The following is a 16,768-nucleotide window of genomic DNA, read 5'->3' as shown; positions in this document are numbered from 1 at the left end:
GGAGGCAGATTATGGCTACTATTAACGGCAATCTCGTTCTCGACGAGCAAATCGGCGTACAGACCGTCACCAATGATAATGATAAAGAACTCGACGCGACGCTGATCAACACGCTCACCACTCTCGGCGTGGCTGATATCAGTGGCGGTACCGACGCCACAACAGGCTTCCCGCAGGTGGCCGTCAACGACGCCCTCCTTGACACAACCGGAGTGACCGATCTGGCGCTATCGATCCCCGATGACGGCACGGCGAGCGGCCTCTCTACCGTCGACGGTGTGGCAATCTTCCTCTACAACGAAGGCGGCATCATTTATGGGCGCGAGGCCGACGCGAATGGTGACGCTGACCCGAACGGCGACCTGGCGTTCGCTGTTGCGCTGGACGAGAGCGACCTGTCCTCGGCGCAAATTTACCTCATTCAATACGAGCCGCTGGGGCACAGCGATCCTCTCAACGTTGACGATGACGACATCCTGTCGTTTGCCGATGGCAAGATCACACTGGATGTATCGACCACCGAGATCGTAACGACGTTTCAGACACTCGACTTCGCGTCGATCCCGTCAGGTAGCCCGCAGGAGACCCTCACGGTTGCGACAACCGATCCCACTGACAATCACAGCGCCAAGTTTGATGGACTCATCTTCCCGGGGACGGTGGCCGATCCAACGACAGTCCCAACCAACCCCGGAACCAATGATGATCTGAACCCCGACGCCATCGGCTTCGGTGTGAAGGGCGGTCAAGCCTCTCAGATGAATCAAAATGAGGGCTTCTTGGTTCAAGACGCGGCCTGGACTTCTGCTGATCAGGATGCGAACGAAATCGGCGGCATCAGGTTCGACATCCAGGCCGTAGGCGGCGTGAAGAAAGTGAACATTGAGTGGTGGGCTGTCGATAATGGAGTAGTAGTTGCTACCGACACCGACACCGTAAACTTACCTTCCGGCAGCGCCGTCTTTGAGAATTATACCATCGAAACGGCCGATAGCGTCGACCAAATCTACGTTCGATTTTACTACGACACAAAGGTAAGCACCTCCGGCGTACGCGTTGAGAACCTCGAAGTCGCGTTCCCATCATCGTCCGAGGTGACGGTCGTCAACCACGAGGATCTCGGGACGCACCTGGTGTTCGAGGACGCCGGGCCGACGTTCACCGACATCACTGGTGATACCTCGCCGTTCCAGGTCGGATTGGCCGCCGGTCAACAGGACACAGGGACGTTCGACCTTACTGCCGGAGCCGATGGCTCACACGTTATCATCACCGAATACACCGATCTCGGAGGCGATGACATCACGGAGATCCTCACCAACGACGGAACCACGCTGACTTACCACGACGTGGCCACCGATACGGACCTCTACCAACTGAACGTGACGGACACGGGGTACACCTTCGACGTGCTCTTCACACCCCACGGTGAGCAGTCCGACCTCAACTTCAATGCGGTCAAGTCGGGCGGTCCTCAGGAGACCTTGACGGTACCCACGGTGGACAACACCGGCAGCATCGTCTTTGACGGTCTTATCTTCAACACTCACCCCGCAGCGGACGCGACCAAGGATGCCTTTACGCCGTTCAACACGGCTCCACTGGGAGGCCCGACTGTAGCTGCTGACGATCTTAACCCCGATGCGGTTGGATTCGGGGTGAAAGGCGGTCAGGCTTCGCAGATTAATAACAACGAGGGCTTCACCTTCCATACTGCGGACGGTTCTGATATCAACAATCTAACCTTTGCGGTCGCAGGAATTGGAAACATCAATGCCATCACTGTAGAATCGTGGCTTTACGACAATGCCGGTAATCTGATCGATCACAATATCGACAACGTTACTGGCTTGCGCTCGGGTAATCAGACCGTGACCATCAACGACGATGGTGGTCAAGCCTTCGACACGGCCTACGTTCAGTTCACGGTCCCCGGTGCCAACTCGGGTGTTCGCATCCTCGACTTCTCGACGAGCATCGAGGGTCCGGTTCCCGATCAGCAGTTCGACTTCACGCTGGCAAACACCGACCTCGACGGCGATGCTGCCACGCAAGACCTGAGCATCCTCGCAAGCCAGGACTTCATTTAATGGCGTCCTCGCAGCCTGCAAGAACTTCAAAGCCTGGCGATCCGGTCCCCCTTGGGGGACCGGTCGTTCACGAGACATCAAGGCCCTGGACTAAAACCAGGCGACGGGCAAAGCGGCGGCTTGCAGTGTCCACTTACGATGCTGTGGACGACGCTCCGATGTCATCCCGCACAGAGAAATAATGATGAGAGCCAGCCAACAGCTCCCTGCGCTGCAGGTCGTGATGAAAGAGGCCAGACGCGCCATCCGGCCGCTTATCTGGTTCAGCGCCGGCATCAATGTGCTGATGCTGACCGGGGCGCTTTACATGCTCCAGGTTTACCATCGCGTGCTGTCCAGCCACAGCCTGGAGACGTTGGCGATGCTGTCGCTGATGGCGGCGGCGGCACTCGCGGCGATGGCGGGGCTGGAGGTGGTTCGCGGGCGCCTCCTGGCCAAGGTCGGATCGTGGATGAATGCACGGTTGGCGCCGGTACTCTTGACCGCATCGGTGGAATATTCCGCTTCGGCGCCCGGTCATGCCAACGCCCGTCCGCTGCGCGACCTGGATCAGGTGCGGAATTTTTTCACCAGCCCGAGCATCTTCCCGATCCTCGACGCGCCCTGGGCGCCGCTGTTCTTCGCCGCGATATTCCTGATGCACCCCTGGCTGGGCTGGCTGGCCCTGGTCGGTGGAATCCTGCTGTTTGGGCTGGCATTGCTCAACGAATACCTCACGCGGAAGCCGCTGACCGAGGCGGCAAACGCGCAGTCGCGGGCCTACGTGCAGGCCGAGGCGGCCATCCGCAACGCCGAGGTCGTGCAGGCGATGGGCATGCTGAAGCCGCTGCTTGAAGGCTGGAAGGAGCAGCAGGACGAGGCAAACAAGGGACAGGTTCTCGCCGCCAACCGCGGCGGCGTCATCTCGGCCATCGCGCGCTGTCACCGGCTGGCCCTGCAGATGGCGATACTCGGCCTTGGCGCCTACCTGGTGGTTCGCAACGAGGCTTCGCCCGGCATCATGATCGCCGCCTCGATCCTGATGGGTCGCGCTCTGTCCCCGGTCGAGCAGGCGATCGGCACATGGAAGGCGACGGTCGGAGCACGCGCCGCCTACCGGCGCCTCACCGCGGTTGCCGGACAACATCCTGAGGCCACGCCGGTGCTGCCGCTGCCTCGGCCGAAAGGCAAGTTCGAGGCCGACAATCTCGTGCTTGGCCGACCGGGCGGCGAACCTATCCTGAAAGGCATCAGCTTCCGGCTCAATCCAGGCGAGGCAATGGCGCTGATCGGCCCGAGCGCGGCCGGCAAGACGAGCCTGGCGCGCATACTGGCCGGCGCCTGGCGTCCATCCGGCGGGCGCGCGCTGCTCGACGGCATGGATGTCGCCCAATGGGCGGCGGAGGACCGCGGCCATTATGTCGGTTACCTGCCGCAGGACATCGAGCTCTTCGCCGGCACCATTTCCGAGAACATCTGCCGCTTCGCGCAGCTCAACCCGACGGTGTTCAACAACGTGGTCAAGGCCGCGCAACTGGCGGGAGTCCACGAACTGATCAAAGGGCTGCCGAAAGGCTACGCCACCGAGATCGGCGAATCCGGAGCGGTGCTGTCAGGCGGGCAGCGCCAACGCATCGGGCTGGCGCGCGCGCTCTACGGCGACCCGCCGCTGCTCATCCTGGACGAGCCCAATTCCAACCTCGATCGCGAGGGAGAGGATGCCCTGGTCGCTGCCCTGGGCGCCGTCAAGGCGGCGGGCACGACCATTATCCTGATCGCGCACCGATCGAACATGTTGGAGAAGGTCGACAAGATCCTGGTGCTCAACCGGGGCCAGCAGGACCTCTACGGTCCGCGCGATTATGTCTTCGGCGAACTCGCCGCGCGCATCCGACAGATCAGTCAGGTGCCGGCCATAGCGAACCAGGCCATAGGGGCGAACCAGGCCGTGCCGGCGAACCAGGACAGCGCCCCACCTCCGGCGCGCCGATACGCGGAACGAAAATTGCGTCCGAGCCTCAACCTCGTTCCCGCGCGACAGGGCAGCGTTCGAGAGGGTGAGGCCGGTGCCGCGCAACCAAGGACACGGGGGCGGATATGAACGTCGTCGAGTTACCCGCGCCGCCACCGTCGCGGCTGGAGCCGGTGCCACTGCGTCTCGCCGGCGTGACATCCACCGGGTTCGCGATCATGTTCCTGTTCTTCGGCGTCGCCGGGGGCTGGGCGGCGCTGGCACCGTTGGACAGCGCCGCGGTGGCGCCGGGCGTTATCAAGGTCGCCGGCGACCGCAAGCTCATCCAGCACCTTGAGGGCGGCATCATCGCGGACCTGAACGCCGCCAACGGCGATATCGTCAAGGCGGGCAAGGTCCTCCTCCGGCTCGACGACACGCAGGCGAAGGCGCAGCTCGACCTGGTCCAGAACCGGATAGCGACGCGAGAGGCGCTGGCGGCGCGTCTGCGGGCCGAGCGCGACGGCAAGGCCGAGATCGAGTTCGATCCGACGCTGCTCGCCAATCCCACTACCGCCGCGAGGGACGCGGTGGCCGCGCAGCGCGACGTGTTCGCGGCCAAGCATCATAATCTCGAGGACGAGCGGGGAATTCTCGCCCAGCGCCGTCACCAGACCGAGGAAGAGATAACGGGACTGCAGGAGCTTGTCGCCACCGAGGACAGGCAGATCGAGGCGCTCGAGGCCGAGACCAAGGACCTTGAGGGCCTGCTCAAGAAGGGGCTGACCACCCGCGAACGGAATCTGTCGCTCAGGCAGCAACAACGCGAGATCGAAGGCGAGCGCGCCACCAACGTCGCGGCGATCGCGCGCGCCAAAAGCGCCATGGCCGAGATCGACATGCAGACCCTGAACCTCAACACTGTGCGGCTGAACGAGGCTGTCGAGGAGTTGAGCAAGGTCGAGGCGGAGTTGTTCGACCTCAGACAGGGGGAGCGTTCCGCCAGGGACGTGCTTGCCCGCACCAATGTCGTCGCACCGGTCGACGGGATCGTCATGGATCTGAAGGTCCACACGGCCGGCGGTGTCGTGAAACCCGGCGAGACAATGATGACAGTCGTGCCGCTCGGGCAACAGCTCGTGGTCGAGGCGATGGTCAAACCGGAGGATGTCGAGACGATCGCCCCCGGACAGCCCGCGCGCGTCAGCTTCCCGGCTTTCGCCCGCTACAACCTGCCGCCGCTCGACGGCGTCGTCGAGGTCGTGTCGGCCGACCGCATGACGGAGGAGCGCAGCGGGGCACCGTATTTCGCGGCGACCGTGTTGATCGACAAGACCGAACTCGCGAAGTTGGAGGGCCGCAAGCTGCTGCCCGGCATGTCGAGCGAGACGATGATCCGGACAGGCGCCCGCACCGTGCTTTCCTACATCGCCGAGCCGATCACGCAGAACTTCCGCCGGGCGATGCGGGAAAAATAGCCGCCGGACACTGGCCTCGGTTCGCGACTCATTCAATCGCGGCTTCCGGGAACGATAGGCTCTTGCAACCTACCATTCATGCTTCTGGGGCAGGGTCAGCTCGTAGAAGTCGGATTTCGAGCCGACGAAGATGTGCTCGCCAAGGCGAAGGCCGGTCGGCCGGTCGAGGGTGCCGGCCGTGACATAGGTCTCGGCGCCGGGTTCCGCCTTCCAGAACAGGTTGCCGCCGCAGCGCGAGCAGAAGCCGCGCTCGACCTTGGGCGACGAGCGGTACCAGCTGAACGTCGACGAGGTCAGCAGCCTGATATCCGACGACCGGCATGCCGTCATGACGGCAAAATTGCCGCTGGTGCGCGCGCATTGCGAGCAGTGGCATGCGATCGGCTGGAAGAGCTCGCCCGCGATCTCGTAACGCACGCCGCCGGCAAAGACAGCCACCCGTCACCATCCGATCCTCCGTGATGCGCTCGCTCGAAAGCGACCGAGGACCATGAAGCTAGTCGATCGACGCCGTTCGCTCCACTCTTCGCAAGCGGGCTCGATCATCGCGGTGGGGTCAATTGCACTCGGAGCCGTTCGGGCTTCCCTGATCACTTCACGGCTGCGAGCCTGTCGATCGCGGCGGTGAAGCCGGCCAGCGAGATCGGAATGGTCACCGGCTTGCGGGTCACCGGAGCGGTTCATCGTTTGGCGGAAACGTTGAGCCGTTCTATTTCTTGCCTTGCCGCAATCCCGGACGGAAAACCGTTACACACTTTTCCTGGAATTGCTCTAAACCCAGATGGCGCCAGAGGAGGATACGGATGAGTGATTTGAAGACGCAGACGGCACCGGCCGCGGCGGATACCGGGCTGCCGCTGTTCTATTCGAAGCCCGAGGCGCTCAACCCGATACGGCACGGCTCGCTCGGGCTGACGGCGCGTGCCGACTTCTCCTTCGCCCTGTCCGCCCATGCCATCCCCGTGGTGGCCTCGGAAATGCCGGCGGCGATGCGCTCCTATCCGATCGTCTTCATCGGCGTCGCCAAGGCGCCAGTGATCATCACCGGCGTGCGCCAGAACGAGAACCTGTTCGTCGATGCCGACGGCCGCTGGAGCGAGCCGCACTACATTCCGGCCTATGTGCGGCGCTATCCCTTCATCCTCGCCGACGAGACCAAGACGGCCGGCCGGCATCGACCGCGCCAGCGAGCGCGTCATCGACCAGCTGCTGGCGCCGTTCCGCGAGGATGGCGGCCAGATCGCGCCCTTCTTCAACGGCACCAAGCCGACCGAGGCGACCCGGCAGGCGCTGGCCTTCTGCAACCAGTTCCAGCCCGACTTCAACGCGACGCGGGCCATGATCGAGAAGATCGACGCGCACGGCCTGTTCGCGCCGCGCCAGAGCAAGGTGACACTGGAGGGCGGCGAGGTGCTGAACCTCACCGATTTCCAGGTGATCGACGAGGTCGCGTTCAACAAACTGAGCGACGAGGCCTTCTTCGACCTCAGGAAATCGGGCGCGCTGGGAATGCTCTATTGCCACCTCGCCTCGAGCAACAGCTGGACCTCGCTGGTCTAGCAGGCGTCGGCCCGCAAGGACGGGCGCAAGTAAGCTCCGGCGCGGCCTGCGCGCCGGCGATGCCCTGCGCCTCGTAACGGCGTCATAACATGGCGCCAGAGTACAAACGACCAGAGGCTTGCCGAGGTCGGTCCTTGCTCGGCGTGCCGGCGCGATTGCTGGCATGATCGAGGCTCGCTCCTGCCCTGCCGTCTGCGATCGAATTTCGCACCATTTTCGCCGTCGGCGAGCCGCTCATATTGGCTGCGTGACCAGCCGATGCCAAGTCTGTTCAAATGCAGCCATCGCGCGCCGGGCGCGAACCCTCGCGGTGGCAACGACAGCAAATGCTATGAAGAAGAGAATGCCTGGACCGGCGCCGCCGGCCGACACCGAGCTCGCCACTATGCCGGCCAGGGCCGCGTTCGAGCGCCGTAAGGATCATGGCAGCCGTGGCGCCGAATGCCATGGATGCAATCAGTCCGATGACCAACATGCCGCGGGAATAGTAAGCGACAATCAAGATGGCAGCGCACCCTGTCAGTCCCGGAATCGAGACCTGCATGGTCGCTCGGCCTTTCTCGCACAAGTCGCGGGTTGGATGTCGTCAGGCTGCCTGTGTTTCACACCCCCCTACTTCGGCAGACCAGGGGCCCGGACAAGGAAGCCAAAGGACGTAGCTGGACATCCCACGGCAGTAGGATGGCAGCCGATACTCCTTCCGAATGAGCCTGCGCACGGCCGGGCTGACGATACGTACTAAAGCTTAAGCGGGGTCAATGTGCTGGAGACCTCGGCACGATGTAAGCTGCCTTGCTGGCTGGATGCCGGCTGGGAGGACACAAGCACACGGGCGGTCGACGGGTTGCTTCGCGTTCCGAGAGGAGGAGGAGAAACGATATGACCGGCCAGGTCATGCAGGGTGCGCTGCGAGCCAAGCAACTCCGGCAGCTCAAGGAAGTCTACGACCGCGCCCGGGAGGTGAAGGCCAGATACCCGGAGTCACACATTGCAAGCAGAGCCGCCAAAAGACTGATCGACGCCTTCGAAACGGTGATCCGGGCCGACGGAACGGCCCTGGAGACGCAGTGGCTGCGTGACGCCAATCCCAAAGGAAACGCCTGAGACTTGGACTTCACGGGCGGCGTCCGCGAAGCCGGCGGACGAGGTGACCCTGCTGTCCCGTCGATGCCATCGACGCCTGCCCTAAGGCGGAGCCCGCTTGCCTCTCAACTTATCCGGGAACAGGCCGCGGCGTGTTCGCCGCGCGGCGCCCGCGCGCCGGGTAGTCACCGCCTTCCTCGGATGGGCCGCGCAATCGCCAAAGCGGAAAAAGTCATTTTCGACCCGCATCCATGCCGGATGCGGAACTTTGAAGTTCGGCGCAGCGTTGATGCAATTGGCTGATTTGCGCGGCGGGTGGGGCACGATGCATCGGCAAGGCCAGAACACACAAAGTTGTGTACAGCTGGCCTTTTGAAAGCAACTATTGTAGGTTGTGCATAAATTGAAACAAACTCGCGGGTCTCCATGCAGACGCTGTCGCAGTTCATAGGGTCACATCATTCGGGGGAAACATCGTCCAAGAACGAGTGGGCGAACAATGATTTTCTCGGCACCGCCAAGATCTACAAACCCCACTCGGTCCTGTGCCGCCAGGATGATGACGACGACACAATATTCATCGTGAAATCGGGTTGGGCCCTGCTCTACCGCGGGCTGCTGGACGGAGAACGGCAGATCATCGACACTCCGCTGTGGGGAGACGTTGTCGGCTTCCGTTCCGTCGACGGACCCCGTTTCGCATCGCTGGCGTCGATAACGGAACTGGCGGTTCATGAGGTTTCCAGGAAGGTGCTCGTCGAGCGCATTCTGTCGGGGGGCAGCTTCGGCAACAAGATCGCTTGCTCGCTCGCTCGCCTGAATGCCATCCTTGCCGAACATCTGGTGAATGTCGGGCGGCGCAATGCGATGAGCCGCACTGCTCATTTCCTGCTCGAATTGGAAGAGAGGCTGTCCTCCGTTGGCCTATCTGCCCATGGCAGATACGAGTGCCCCCTCACTCAGCACGAGCTGGCAGACATCCTCGGAATGACCACGGTTCATGTGAACCGGACATTGAGCGAACTTCGCAAGGCCGATCTCGTCTCTTTCAAGGCAGGCCATGTGGAAATCCTCAACCGCAAGAATCTGGTCAAGGTTGCCGGGTTCGACAATGAGTACCTGCGGTAGGGTTTCTCTCCCGCTACGGCCTAGTCTTATTCTCGTGGCTTGCCTCCCCGTGGCGCCAGGCCACAGTGCATCGGGCTGACCATGTCTCCCCTTTTGCAGCAAATTGCGATGCATCGAGAGCCCATCTCAGCGCAGGCCTTTCGACCAGAAATTTACTAAAAATTAACCTATGTTAGAGACCCCTAATAATTTGGTTCTAAACTACCCAAGCCGTTTCTTCGGGGGCAAACCGGGAAACTGCCAAGGACGCCAGGGCTTAGGGCAAAAGAGCGTCAACTTTTGGCGTAGGGTTGGGGATCACCTTCCAAATCTAGAGGACAAGGAGTTTATGTCGGCCGCCGGAAGGCGGCTCGGTGTGGGAAAGGGTGGGTAGTATGAGTACCGCAGTAGGACTGTCTAATTATGCTTCGGCCAATCAGCCGCGAGTTCCAGCCAACGGAACCGAAAATGCCTCCAGCAGGGAATGCCTGCTCATCTTGGATGGCAGGGCCTTAGACCGCGAGTGTCTAGCATCGGCCCTTGTAGAGCACGAACTCGGCATGGCGGTCGCCGCCATGGGTTCAATCGAAGAATGGCGTACGAAGAAGGGCTCGGCCCCTCCGCTTGTCGCCATACTCTTCAACCTCGGCGGCCGGAAGGTCACCGATCGTGGTATAGCGGACGAGATCAGGCACATATCGTCCGAGTTCAAATCAATCCCCTTGGTCATCCTGGCCGACAACGAAGAGCTGACACAGATCCTGACGGCTCTCGAATGCGGCGCGCGAGGTTACATTCCGACCTCCGTGGGGATCGATGTCTGCGTCGAGGCGATCAACCTTGCGGCAGCCGGAGGCATCTTCGTTCCGGCGAGCAGCGTTCTCTCCATGCGGCATCTGATAGATTCAGGCAGCCGCGACACGCAGCCTTTTACCGGAATGTTCACGCTCAGGCAGGCCGAAGTAGCGCAGGCGCTCCGGCGCGGTAAGGCGAACAAGATCATCGCCTACGAACTGAACCTGCGCGAAAGCACCGTGAAGGTGCATATCCGAAATATCATGAAGAAACTGAAGGCGACCAACCGCACGGAAGTCGCCTACAAGGTCAACGATCTCTTCGCGGAAGGAACGCTGGCCGAGAAGTGACCGTGTTGGATAGAACAACCTCCCGTTCCAGTGGACCCTGAGCCGACATGCAGGGTTGCCGCTGGAACGGAGCGTCCGCGCGTCCAGCTCAAAAATCATCTGACCCCGGAACGCTACGGGTAACGTCCGTGGGCCGCACGCCGAGCTCGGCCGCGGCTGACATTGCGCCGGAGTCTTGAGGACTCCTGAGAGCCTGGAGGCCTGGTGTTTTGGAATCCGCCGATCAATCTGCAGAGTTGGCGGCGCTAGGGAAGGTGTACTTGCCGACCCAGCTTACGGCTTCCTCGATCGTGTCGAAGTTCTTGTGCTGCCCGCTCAGCAATCCGAAGCCCGTCTCGAGGAACCATTTTCCCTTCGTGGAATAGGCTTCCTCGTCGATCCGGGTGAGGACAGCAACCAACTGGCCAAATTTCCAAACAAGAAGGCCGGATTCTCCCCCCTCGACCGTTCCGATTCGAGCTTCGTTGAGCGAAAATCCAGGTGCAAGTGCAGCTTGGCCCACCTTAGTCAATTCCCTCAGAACGCATCGGCAAAAATACGTTGGCTTGGATCGCTGATTCCGTGCCTATCTTACCTGTAAATGACTGTTTCGCCGGACGACGACAGGCAAGTTTGTTAGCAGATCGCCGGATACGTTCAAAGCCCTTTCACTCCATGATCCACTGTTAGTTTCTGGCGCGAAACCCGCAAAGAATTCTGGCTTTCCGAAGCGTGAAAGCCCCGGCGAAATGCTCGGCTGCGTCGCGCAATCTCGCAAGCCCGACGAAGGTCTGGCGGTCGAGCCAGTCCTTGGCGCGCTGCGTCCGATCTTGCGTTCCCGCACGCTGGCCGTGAGCGGCACGTATGCATTCGGCTGGCGGAGGTTGCCGTCCCAATTCGAGCATAGATGATCGCGGAAGACATTCCAGGCCAGTTGGTTGACCTCCGCTGGCATCGAACCTGGAGAGGGTTAAATGCGCACCATCGCGATCCGTCTCCACCGCATCTTTTTGAGGGGGAATGCATCAACCCGAATATAGCGGGTTACACGGGATGAGCGTTCTCGATAAAGCGGTACCCCTTTTGTGCTTCAAATAGATCTTGCGGATAGCGAGAGGGCTGAGTTTCCATCTTTTCGTTGCCTGACGACGCGGGAGTGAGCACACCATGGTTCATCGCCCAAACCGCAGCCTGCGTACGGTTGCGAACCCGAATCTTGCGAAGGATTGCTTTGACATGCACTTTCACCGTAGCTTCGGCAATTCTAATCTCGCGCGCGATTGTCTTGTTAGACTCCCCTTCGATTAAGCAGCGCAGAATACATTTTTCCCTGGTTGATAAAATTGATAGTTCTCGTTCTACATTCTCAATTTTTATATCCACGCCGGTCAAATCATTAGTCAACGCATCATATTTCACGTCTTGCCTGATATCTCGAATAAACGACGAGGGTTCCACCGGTAGAACCGTCTGACCAAGCATAACCAATTCGAGCGCTTTGACGAAAGTGTCGGCAGCAGCGGCCTTTGTCAAATATGCGTCAGCCCCCGCACGAAAAGCTGAAACTATATCGCTCGATCGAGAGTGGTCGGCTAGCGCAACGACGTGGCTGTTCGGATAAATCGCTTTAAAATCAGTAATTTGTGCGAATTCAGCATCTGCATCGGTACCGCCGACATCCATGACGAGCAGGATGGGCCTGTGTTGGGGTAGTGGCTTCTGCAGAAGATCGTGAACGCAAGCCACGGAGAAAATGATACGAAATTTTGCTTCATCGAGGATTCTACTAAGGCCTTCTCGGAGTAACTCGCTTGGCCCGACAAGCACTGTCATACAAGATTGTTTTGTCATCGTAACTTCCCCAACACGTCGGGTAAGCGCTCGATGCGCCAACCGCCCATTTTTTGAAGGTACGCTAGGGAAACCCTACCCCAAAATACCCTCATTAGGCGTAGGGCCGCTTGTCGAGCCTGCCCGGGTTTCTGAAACCAGTGGCTTGGCACAGGGCATATAGAGCGGGCAGCGGACCTGCACCATCGCGGTTTTCGACGCGCGGCAGTGCTTGCCGGGCTTGGTTTTCCCACGGTGCGGCTGCCGCGTGCCGAGCGGGAGCCGCGGCCCATAAGCGGCAGGAGTGATCCCTCGCAGCAATCTGCTCATTGGACGAGTTCGCCAAAAGTGGTGCTTATCCGGAAGGAGTGCCCACAAAGGGATAGTTGTGCCGCAGGCGGTGAAGGATCACGATAACAGAGAGCCTTGCTCGTCGACGACCCGTGCCTCGACCAGTTCGGGAGGGGATTGCCACCATTGAAAAGGTGAAAGCCACGCGCCATGGCCAAAGATGACAATTCCGAACCTGTCTCTCCCTTGTCACCGGCGGCTGGCCGCATGGGAGTGAAGGCCATCCTGCTTGTCGTTGGGCTCTCCGGAGTCACCGTCCTGGGAGGAGGCGCAGTCAGACACTGGGAGGCCATCCAGGTTGCTTCCGGAGGCGTGACACAGAAGGTCGAGGATGTCTCGGTTGCGCTGGTGCAGAAGGCCGGGGCTGTCTCCGAAGCGTTGGCGCAGAGGGTTGGGGATGTCTCCGGAGCCCTTGTGCAGAAGGCGTCAGCTGCTATCGACAGCTGGAAAGATGAACCCCAAGATCAACCGGTTCAAACCACCTCCGAACCTTCCCGCGCAATCGTGTCGGGACCGGATGCGCCGAAGGCGACTTTGGTCGAAGGGAGCGTCGTACCTGCCGTCCCCACCAGTGCCGCGCGCCCCAAAGCGGTCAGCACGGCGCCAGACCTGCCAACCGGAAGTCTGTTCAGCGTCGGCGATCGTCTCAAGGTTGTGTTCTACGAGCGCGTCGACGTCGAGGAAGACAAATGGGGGGACGGGTCCTCGGCCTCTGCCCTGCGCGGCATCGTGCAGCGTCCGGAACTGAGCGGCGAGTATGTTGTCCAAGAGGACGGCACGATTTCCGTGCCCTTGCTTGGCTCCATTCCGGTCGCCAATCGGTCGACGCGACAAGTACAGGCTGACTCAGCGGAAATCTTCGGCCAATTGCTGGGCCGCAAGGGGTTGGTCGACATCCTGCCACTGGAGCGCTCGCCCATCTACGTACTGGGGCCGGTCAAGAATCCAGGCTCGTTTAAGTACGCGCCCGGCATGACGATCCTGCACGCCATCGCGCTGGCCGGCGGACTCGACCGGGGCGACAGCCAGCCGTGGCAGAAGATCGAAGCCGTGCGCGAAACCCAGAAGCGGAGCGGGGCGATCGATCAAATGTCGAAGTTGCTCGCCCGCACGGCGGTTCTGAAAGCCGAGCGCGACGGTACGGAACCCAAGATCCCGCGCCAGTTGCTGGAGTTGGCTGGCGAGACCGAAGCCGCCAACCTCGTCAACGAGCAGAGCGACCGGCGCAAGGCCATTGCCACCGCCCGCAAAGAGCGCGAGCGCACGATTAGGGGTGCGCTGGAGGCGGCAAAGCAGGATGTTACCACGTATGGGCACATGGAGTCGCTCGACGAACTCGTCAAGCTGCGCCAGGACCGCGTCAACAGCATGCGCACGCTCGTGGACCGCAACGTCGTCAGCATGACGGTGATGGATCAGGTCCGGAGCGAACTCTCCGACGCGGAACAGCGTCGGCAGGACGCCCTCAACCAGTACGCGATGGCCAAGCAGCGCCTCGCCTCACTTGAGGCCGAGGCGCTAAGGACCCGGGCCGACCTTGCGAACGATCTGGAGGTTGAGATCGAGTCCACGGAGAGCCAGATCGCGACCAATTTGCGCGAGTTGAACTCCAGCGAAGGCGTCCTCTACGCGTTGCCGGGGAGCAGCGCCCAGTTGGCGACGGACGCGAGCAGCGTAACCTATCAAATCGTGCGGCAATCGGCATCCGGGCCGGTCAGCATCAAGTCGGTCGGCATGACCCTGTTGCAGCCAGGCGACCTCGTCAATATCCTCGTGGGCGAAGAGGAACTGACGGTTTTGGGCTCGTCGCCGACCGCCGCGAGCTCGCCGGTCGCCGCGAGCGCTTCCAAAGATGGAGGTGCTGACCGCGCAGTGCCCGCCTTGAGTAGTCAGGAATAGGGACTTCACTTCTCGCGCTGGCGATACGAGACTTCGCCAAACAAGACAGACTCCGAGTACTCCATGGCTGAGCAGCAGGGCGCAATGGGGATATCCTTGGCATCATTGCCACAAACTTCAGTAGAACCGGCCATGAGCCAGGATACAGCTATTGACGTGACAGTGGAGACGATGCGGGACATCGCGAGGCTCGAGACCATTTGGACGGAGCTCGAAGCGCGGGCAAGTCACTCATTCTACCTGTCCTGGCTCTGGATCGGTACTTGGCTACGTCATCTGCCGCGCGGCGCGCAACCACATGTTCTGGTCGCTCGGACGTCAAGCAGGACCGTTGGATTGGCGATTATTTGCCGGCGCAAGACCTGGAGTTTCGGGCTGCATGCGCGGGCGCGTTGGCTACTCAATGAAACCGGAGACGTTCGTTTCGATCGATTATTCATCGAGTACAACAATATTCTTGCGGAGCGATCCCTGGCCGATGCCACGAGGTTGGCGTGCCTTGAGGCCCTGGCGCATCACTTGCGCCACTCTGACCAATTGGTGCTCTCCGGAATTGATCCGGACTTTGAGTTGGCCGCCTGTCGCACCGCGGGCCGAGCCGGGCTGCTTGCCGATGTGAGGGCGGACGATATGGCGCGGTGGATCGATTTCGCCAAAGTCCGCCAGAAAGGCGGAAATTTCCGCGCCACATTGGGCCGCAATACTCGGCAAGCGGTAAGCCGCGCCATGCGGCTGTATGCTGAACGCGGCCCCATTTCGTTCCGGACCATGGAAGCCACATCGGAGGCGCTCGCCGCGTTTGATTTGCTCGCCGAGCTTCATCAGGTGCGGTGGGGACGCAAGGGAGCCTTCGCCCATCCGAGCTTCCGTCGATTTCACGAGGAGCTCATTGCACGCGGAGTTCCCACCGGGGCCGTCCGCATCTCACGGACTTTGGCTGGGGACCAGACAATCGGGATCCTCTACAATTTCGTGCATGACGGCCGTGTCTACAACTACCAAAGCGGTTTTCTCTATGAGCGCGACGGCCGGCTCAAGCCCGGGCTTGTCAGCCATGTTCTGGCCATCGAGGACAGCATCGGGCGCGGGGAGTGCGGCTACGATTTTCTGGCAGGCTTCTCGGGGCACAAGTCCCGCCTGGCCAATGCGGAACATCCTTTGAAGTGGATCGCAATAGGCAGGGACGGTCCGGAGCGCCGCATCGAGGCAAAGCTGCGCGGTGCCAGGCGGGTGCTGGGGACCGTAGCTACGAACATGAAAGAGCGGCTGTTTGAAGCACAGCGCGTATCCGGTTCAACTCGGTATCAGAGCACCTGTTCGCGCGATAGGCTCTCTAATCTATGTTTCAGCGTGGCGGAATTGGTAGACGCACCGCACAGTTAATGCGACGCCGCGAGGCTTGTAGGTTCGACCCCTACCGCTGGAGCCATAGATCTAGAGGCAGCATATCAAGTCGTTGAACAGGGGCCTTTCGGCTCCCGTTTGGAAAGAGTTGCACTTGTGCGCGTGAGCGCTCCAAGCGATCGGCATCCACCTATGTCTTCTGACTGCTGCCCTGAGCTCAACTTGATACAATTTCCTGGCGCGGGCGGGGACGATCGCCATGGCGCATTGGGCGCGAACCGTTTTCCTGCTGTCTCGGCCAAGCTGGGATCCGAGATCATAGTGCCGATTCTCGAGAATGATGGTTTGCAGCTCCTGGCGTTCATCCTCGATGCTGAGCAGATCGTCATCCGCGAGATAGGCATTTGGCTCAGCGAAGAGGAACGCCGGCGCGCCGAGGGGTTGAGGCTGGAGCGGGACCGCCGCCGCTTTGTCGCGACCCGTGGGCAGTTGCGCCGGATCCTCGCTTCCAGGCTGGGAATCGCGCCGTCCGACGTCGAACTGGAATATGGACGCCAAGGCAAGCCACACCTCTCGCACCGCATGCCTGCTCGCGATCTGCGCTTCAGCGTCTCACGATCCGGAGATCTCGCGGTCGTCGCCCTCTCGACCAGGCAGGATATCGGGGTGGACATCGAGGCCGTTCTCCCCGTGCCCGAAGCGGACGAGATCGCAGCGCTCTGCTTCTCCGCCTCCGAGTATGGGTCCTACACCGCCCTCGGTCCGGAAGACCGGTTGGAAGGTTTCCTCCGGCGCTGGACCCGGCTGGAGGCTATCTCCAAGGCTCTGGGGTGCGGCTTAGGACAGCCCCTTTCCTGGGTTGAAAGGGATTGGGCTGTCCATAGCTTCGTGCCGAAACCTGGCTACGTGGGGACGGTAGTAGTCCAGAATTGGTAGTCCGAAATTGAAGTGCCCGCGATGCCATCATTCACT

Annotated in this window: 13 protein-coding genes, 1 tRNA gene and 1 pseudogene; 12 read left to right on the top strand and 3 right to left on the bottom strand. The window is 61.0% G+C overall.

Features of this window, described 5'->3' with window-relative positions:
- Positions 1–11 precede the first annotated feature (11 nt).
- The 3 genes from EN846_RS05035 to EN846_RS05025 all read left to right on the top strand — a co-directional run bounded on the left by EN846_RS05035 (position 12) and on the right by EN846_RS05025 (position 5,498).
- The gene (locus EN846_RS05035; protein WP_127309026.1) at positions 12–2,090 is read left to right on the top strand and encodes a hypothetical protein; all 2,079 of its coding nucleotides are present in this window, start codon (positions 12–14) and stop codon (positions 2,088–2,090) included.
- A gap of 223 nt (positions 2,091–2,313) precedes the next feature.
- Positions 2,314–4,170: a type I secretion system permease/ATPase gene (locus tag EN846_RS05030; RefSeq protein ID WP_245478123.1), complete on the top strand. Its 1,857-nt coding sequence runs from the start codon at positions 2,314–2,316 to the stop codon at positions 4,168–4,170.
- A complete protein-coding gene (locus EN846_RS05025) occupies positions 4,167–5,498 on the top strand; it encodes an HlyD family type I secretion periplasmic adaptor subunit (protein WP_127309025.1) in 1,332 nt (443 codons plus the stop codon). Before EN846_RS05030 ends, EN846_RS05025 begins: the two co-directional genes overlap by 4 nt.
- Positions 5,499–5,567: 69 nt before the next feature.
- Here EN846_RS05025 and EN846_RS05020 read toward each other — a convergent pair whose 3' ends face one another.
- A complete protein-coding gene (locus tag EN846_RS05020; RefSeq protein ID WP_210212279.1) occupies positions 5,568–5,936 on the bottom strand; it encodes a GFA family protein in 369 nt (122 codons plus the stop codon).
- 365 nt (positions 5,937–6,301) lie between these two features.
- On the opposite strand from EN846_RS05020, the pseudogene EN846_RS36375 reads away from it, so the two are divergent.
- The 5 genes and pseudogenes from EN846_RS36375 to EN846_RS04995 form a co-directional block, all read left to right on the top strand.
- Positions 6,302–6,592 (top strand): annotated as a pseudogene (locus EN846_RS36375) (SapC family protein); the annotation flags it as partial.
- Entirely contained in the window at positions 6,576–7,058 is a 483-nt protein-coding gene (locus EN846_RS36370; RefSeq protein ID WP_348627049.1) for a SapC family protein, read from the top strand. The pseudogene EN846_RS36375 and the gene EN846_RS36370, both read left to right, overlap by 17 nt.
- 879 nt (positions 7,059–7,937) lie before the next feature.
- Entirely contained in the window at positions 7,938–8,162 is a 225-nt protein-coding gene (locus EN846_RS05005; RefSeq protein ID WP_127309024.1) for a hypothetical protein, read from the top strand.
- Between the two features lie 405 nt (positions 8,163–8,567).
- On the top strand, positions 8,568–9,269 hold the full coding sequence (locus EN846_RS05000; protein ID WP_127309023.1) for a Crp/Fnr family transcriptional regulator: 702 nt from the start codon (positions 8,568–8,570) through the stop codon (positions 9,267–9,269).
- Between the two features lie 467 nt (positions 9,270–9,736).
- Complete coding sequence (locus tag EN846_RS04995; protein WP_245478124.1) at positions 9,737–10,393, top strand: response regulator transcription factor; 657 nt, start codon at positions 9,737–9,739, stop codon at positions 10,391–10,393.
- A gap of 223 nt (positions 10,394–10,616) precedes the next feature.
- Here EN846_RS04995 and EN846_RS04990 read toward each other — a convergent pair whose 3' ends face one another.
- Complete coding sequence (locus EN846_RS04990; RefSeq protein ID WP_187331225.1) at positions 10,617–10,895, bottom strand: hypothetical protein; 279 nt, start codon at positions 10,893–10,895, stop codon at positions 10,617–10,619.
- A gap of 521 nt (positions 10,896–11,416) precedes the next feature.
- Positions 11,417–12,223, bottom strand: coding sequence for a response regulator transcription factor (locus tag EN846_RS04980; RefSeq protein ID WP_127310753.1), 807 nt, complete (start codon positions 12,221–12,223; stop codon positions 11,417–11,419).
- A gap of 480 nt (positions 12,224–12,703) precedes the next feature.
- Here EN846_RS04980 and EN846_RS04975 point away from each other — a divergent pair, with 480 nt between their 5' ends.
- The 4 genes from EN846_RS04975 (at position 12,704) to EN846_RS04960 (ending at position 16,732) form a co-directional block, all read left to right on the top strand.
- The gene (locus EN846_RS04975; RefSeq protein WP_127310752.1) at positions 12,704–14,452 is read left to right on the top strand and encodes a polysaccharide biosynthesis/export family protein; all 1,749 of its coding nucleotides are present in this window, start codon (positions 12,704–12,706) and stop codon (positions 14,450–14,452) included.
- A gap of 63 nt (positions 14,453–14,515) precedes the next feature.
- The gene (locus tag EN846_RS04970; protein WP_245478337.1) at positions 14,516–15,835 is read left to right on the top strand and encodes a GNAT family N-acetyltransferase; all 1,320 of its coding nucleotides are present in this window, start codon (positions 14,516–14,518) and stop codon (positions 15,833–15,835) included.
- Positions 15,797–15,881: transfer RNA gene (locus tag EN846_RS04965), tRNA-Asn, on the top strand. The genes EN846_RS04970 and EN846_RS04965 overlap by 39 nt, the downstream gene beginning before the upstream one ends.
- A gap of 236 nt (positions 15,882–16,117) precedes the next feature.
- Positions 16,118–16,732, top strand: a complete 615-nt coding sequence (locus EN846_RS04960; protein WP_245493304.1) for a 4'-phosphopantetheinyl transferase superfamily protein — start codon at positions 16,118–16,120, stop codon at positions 16,730–16,732.
- The last annotated feature ends 36 nt before the right edge of the window (positions 16,733–16,768 follow it).

It is taken from the genome of Mesorhizobium sp. M4B.F.Ca.ET.203.01.1.1, from assembly GCF_004791025.1.
Classification (GTDB): Bacteria; Pseudomonadota; Alphaproteobacteria; order Rhizobiales; family Rhizobiaceae; genus Mesorhizobium; species Mesorhizobium abyssinicae.
This window is presented reverse-complemented; position numbering and strand designations above follow the sequence as displayed.

What these genes read in the sequence shown, in the direction of transcription:
- EN846_RS04980 (WP_127310753.1), bottom strand. Translation starts at nt 12,223, where the DNA reads ATGACAAAACAATCTTGTATGACAGTGCTTGTCGGGCCAAGCGAGTTA.
- EN846_RS05000 (WP_127309023.1), top strand. Translation starts at nt 8,568, where the DNA reads ATGCAGACGCTGTCGCAGTTCATAGGGTCACATCATTCGGGGGAAACA.
- EN846_RS05035 (WP_127309026.1), top strand. Translation starts at nt 12, where the DNA reads ATGGCTACTATTAACGGCAATCTCGTTCTCGACGAGCAAATCGGCGTA.
- EN846_RS36370 (WP_348627049.1), top strand. Translation starts at nt 6,576, where the DNA reads ATGCCGACGGCCGCTGGAGCGAGCCGCACTACATTCCGGCCTATGTGC.
- EN846_RS05030 (WP_245478123.1), top strand. Translation starts at nt 2,314, where the DNA reads ATGAAAGAGGCCAGACGCGCCATCCGGCCGCTTATCTGGTTCAGCGCC.
- EN846_RS04970 (WP_245478337.1), top strand. Translation starts at nt 14,516, where the DNA reads ATGGCTGAGCAGCAGGGCGCAATGGGGATATCCTTGGCATCATTGCCA.
- EN846_RS04975 (WP_127310752.1), top strand. Translation starts at nt 12,704, where the DNA reads ATGGCCAAAGATGACAATTCCGAACCTGTCTCTCCCTTGTCACCGGCG.
- EN846_RS05025 (WP_127309025.1), top strand. Translation starts at nt 4,167, where the DNA reads ATGAACGTCGTCGAGTTACCCGCGCCGCCACCGTCGCGGCTGGAGCCG.
- EN846_RS05005 (WP_127309024.1), top strand. Translation starts at nt 7,938, where the DNA reads ATGACCGGCCAGGTCATGCAGGGTGCGCTGCGAGCCAAGCAACTCCGG.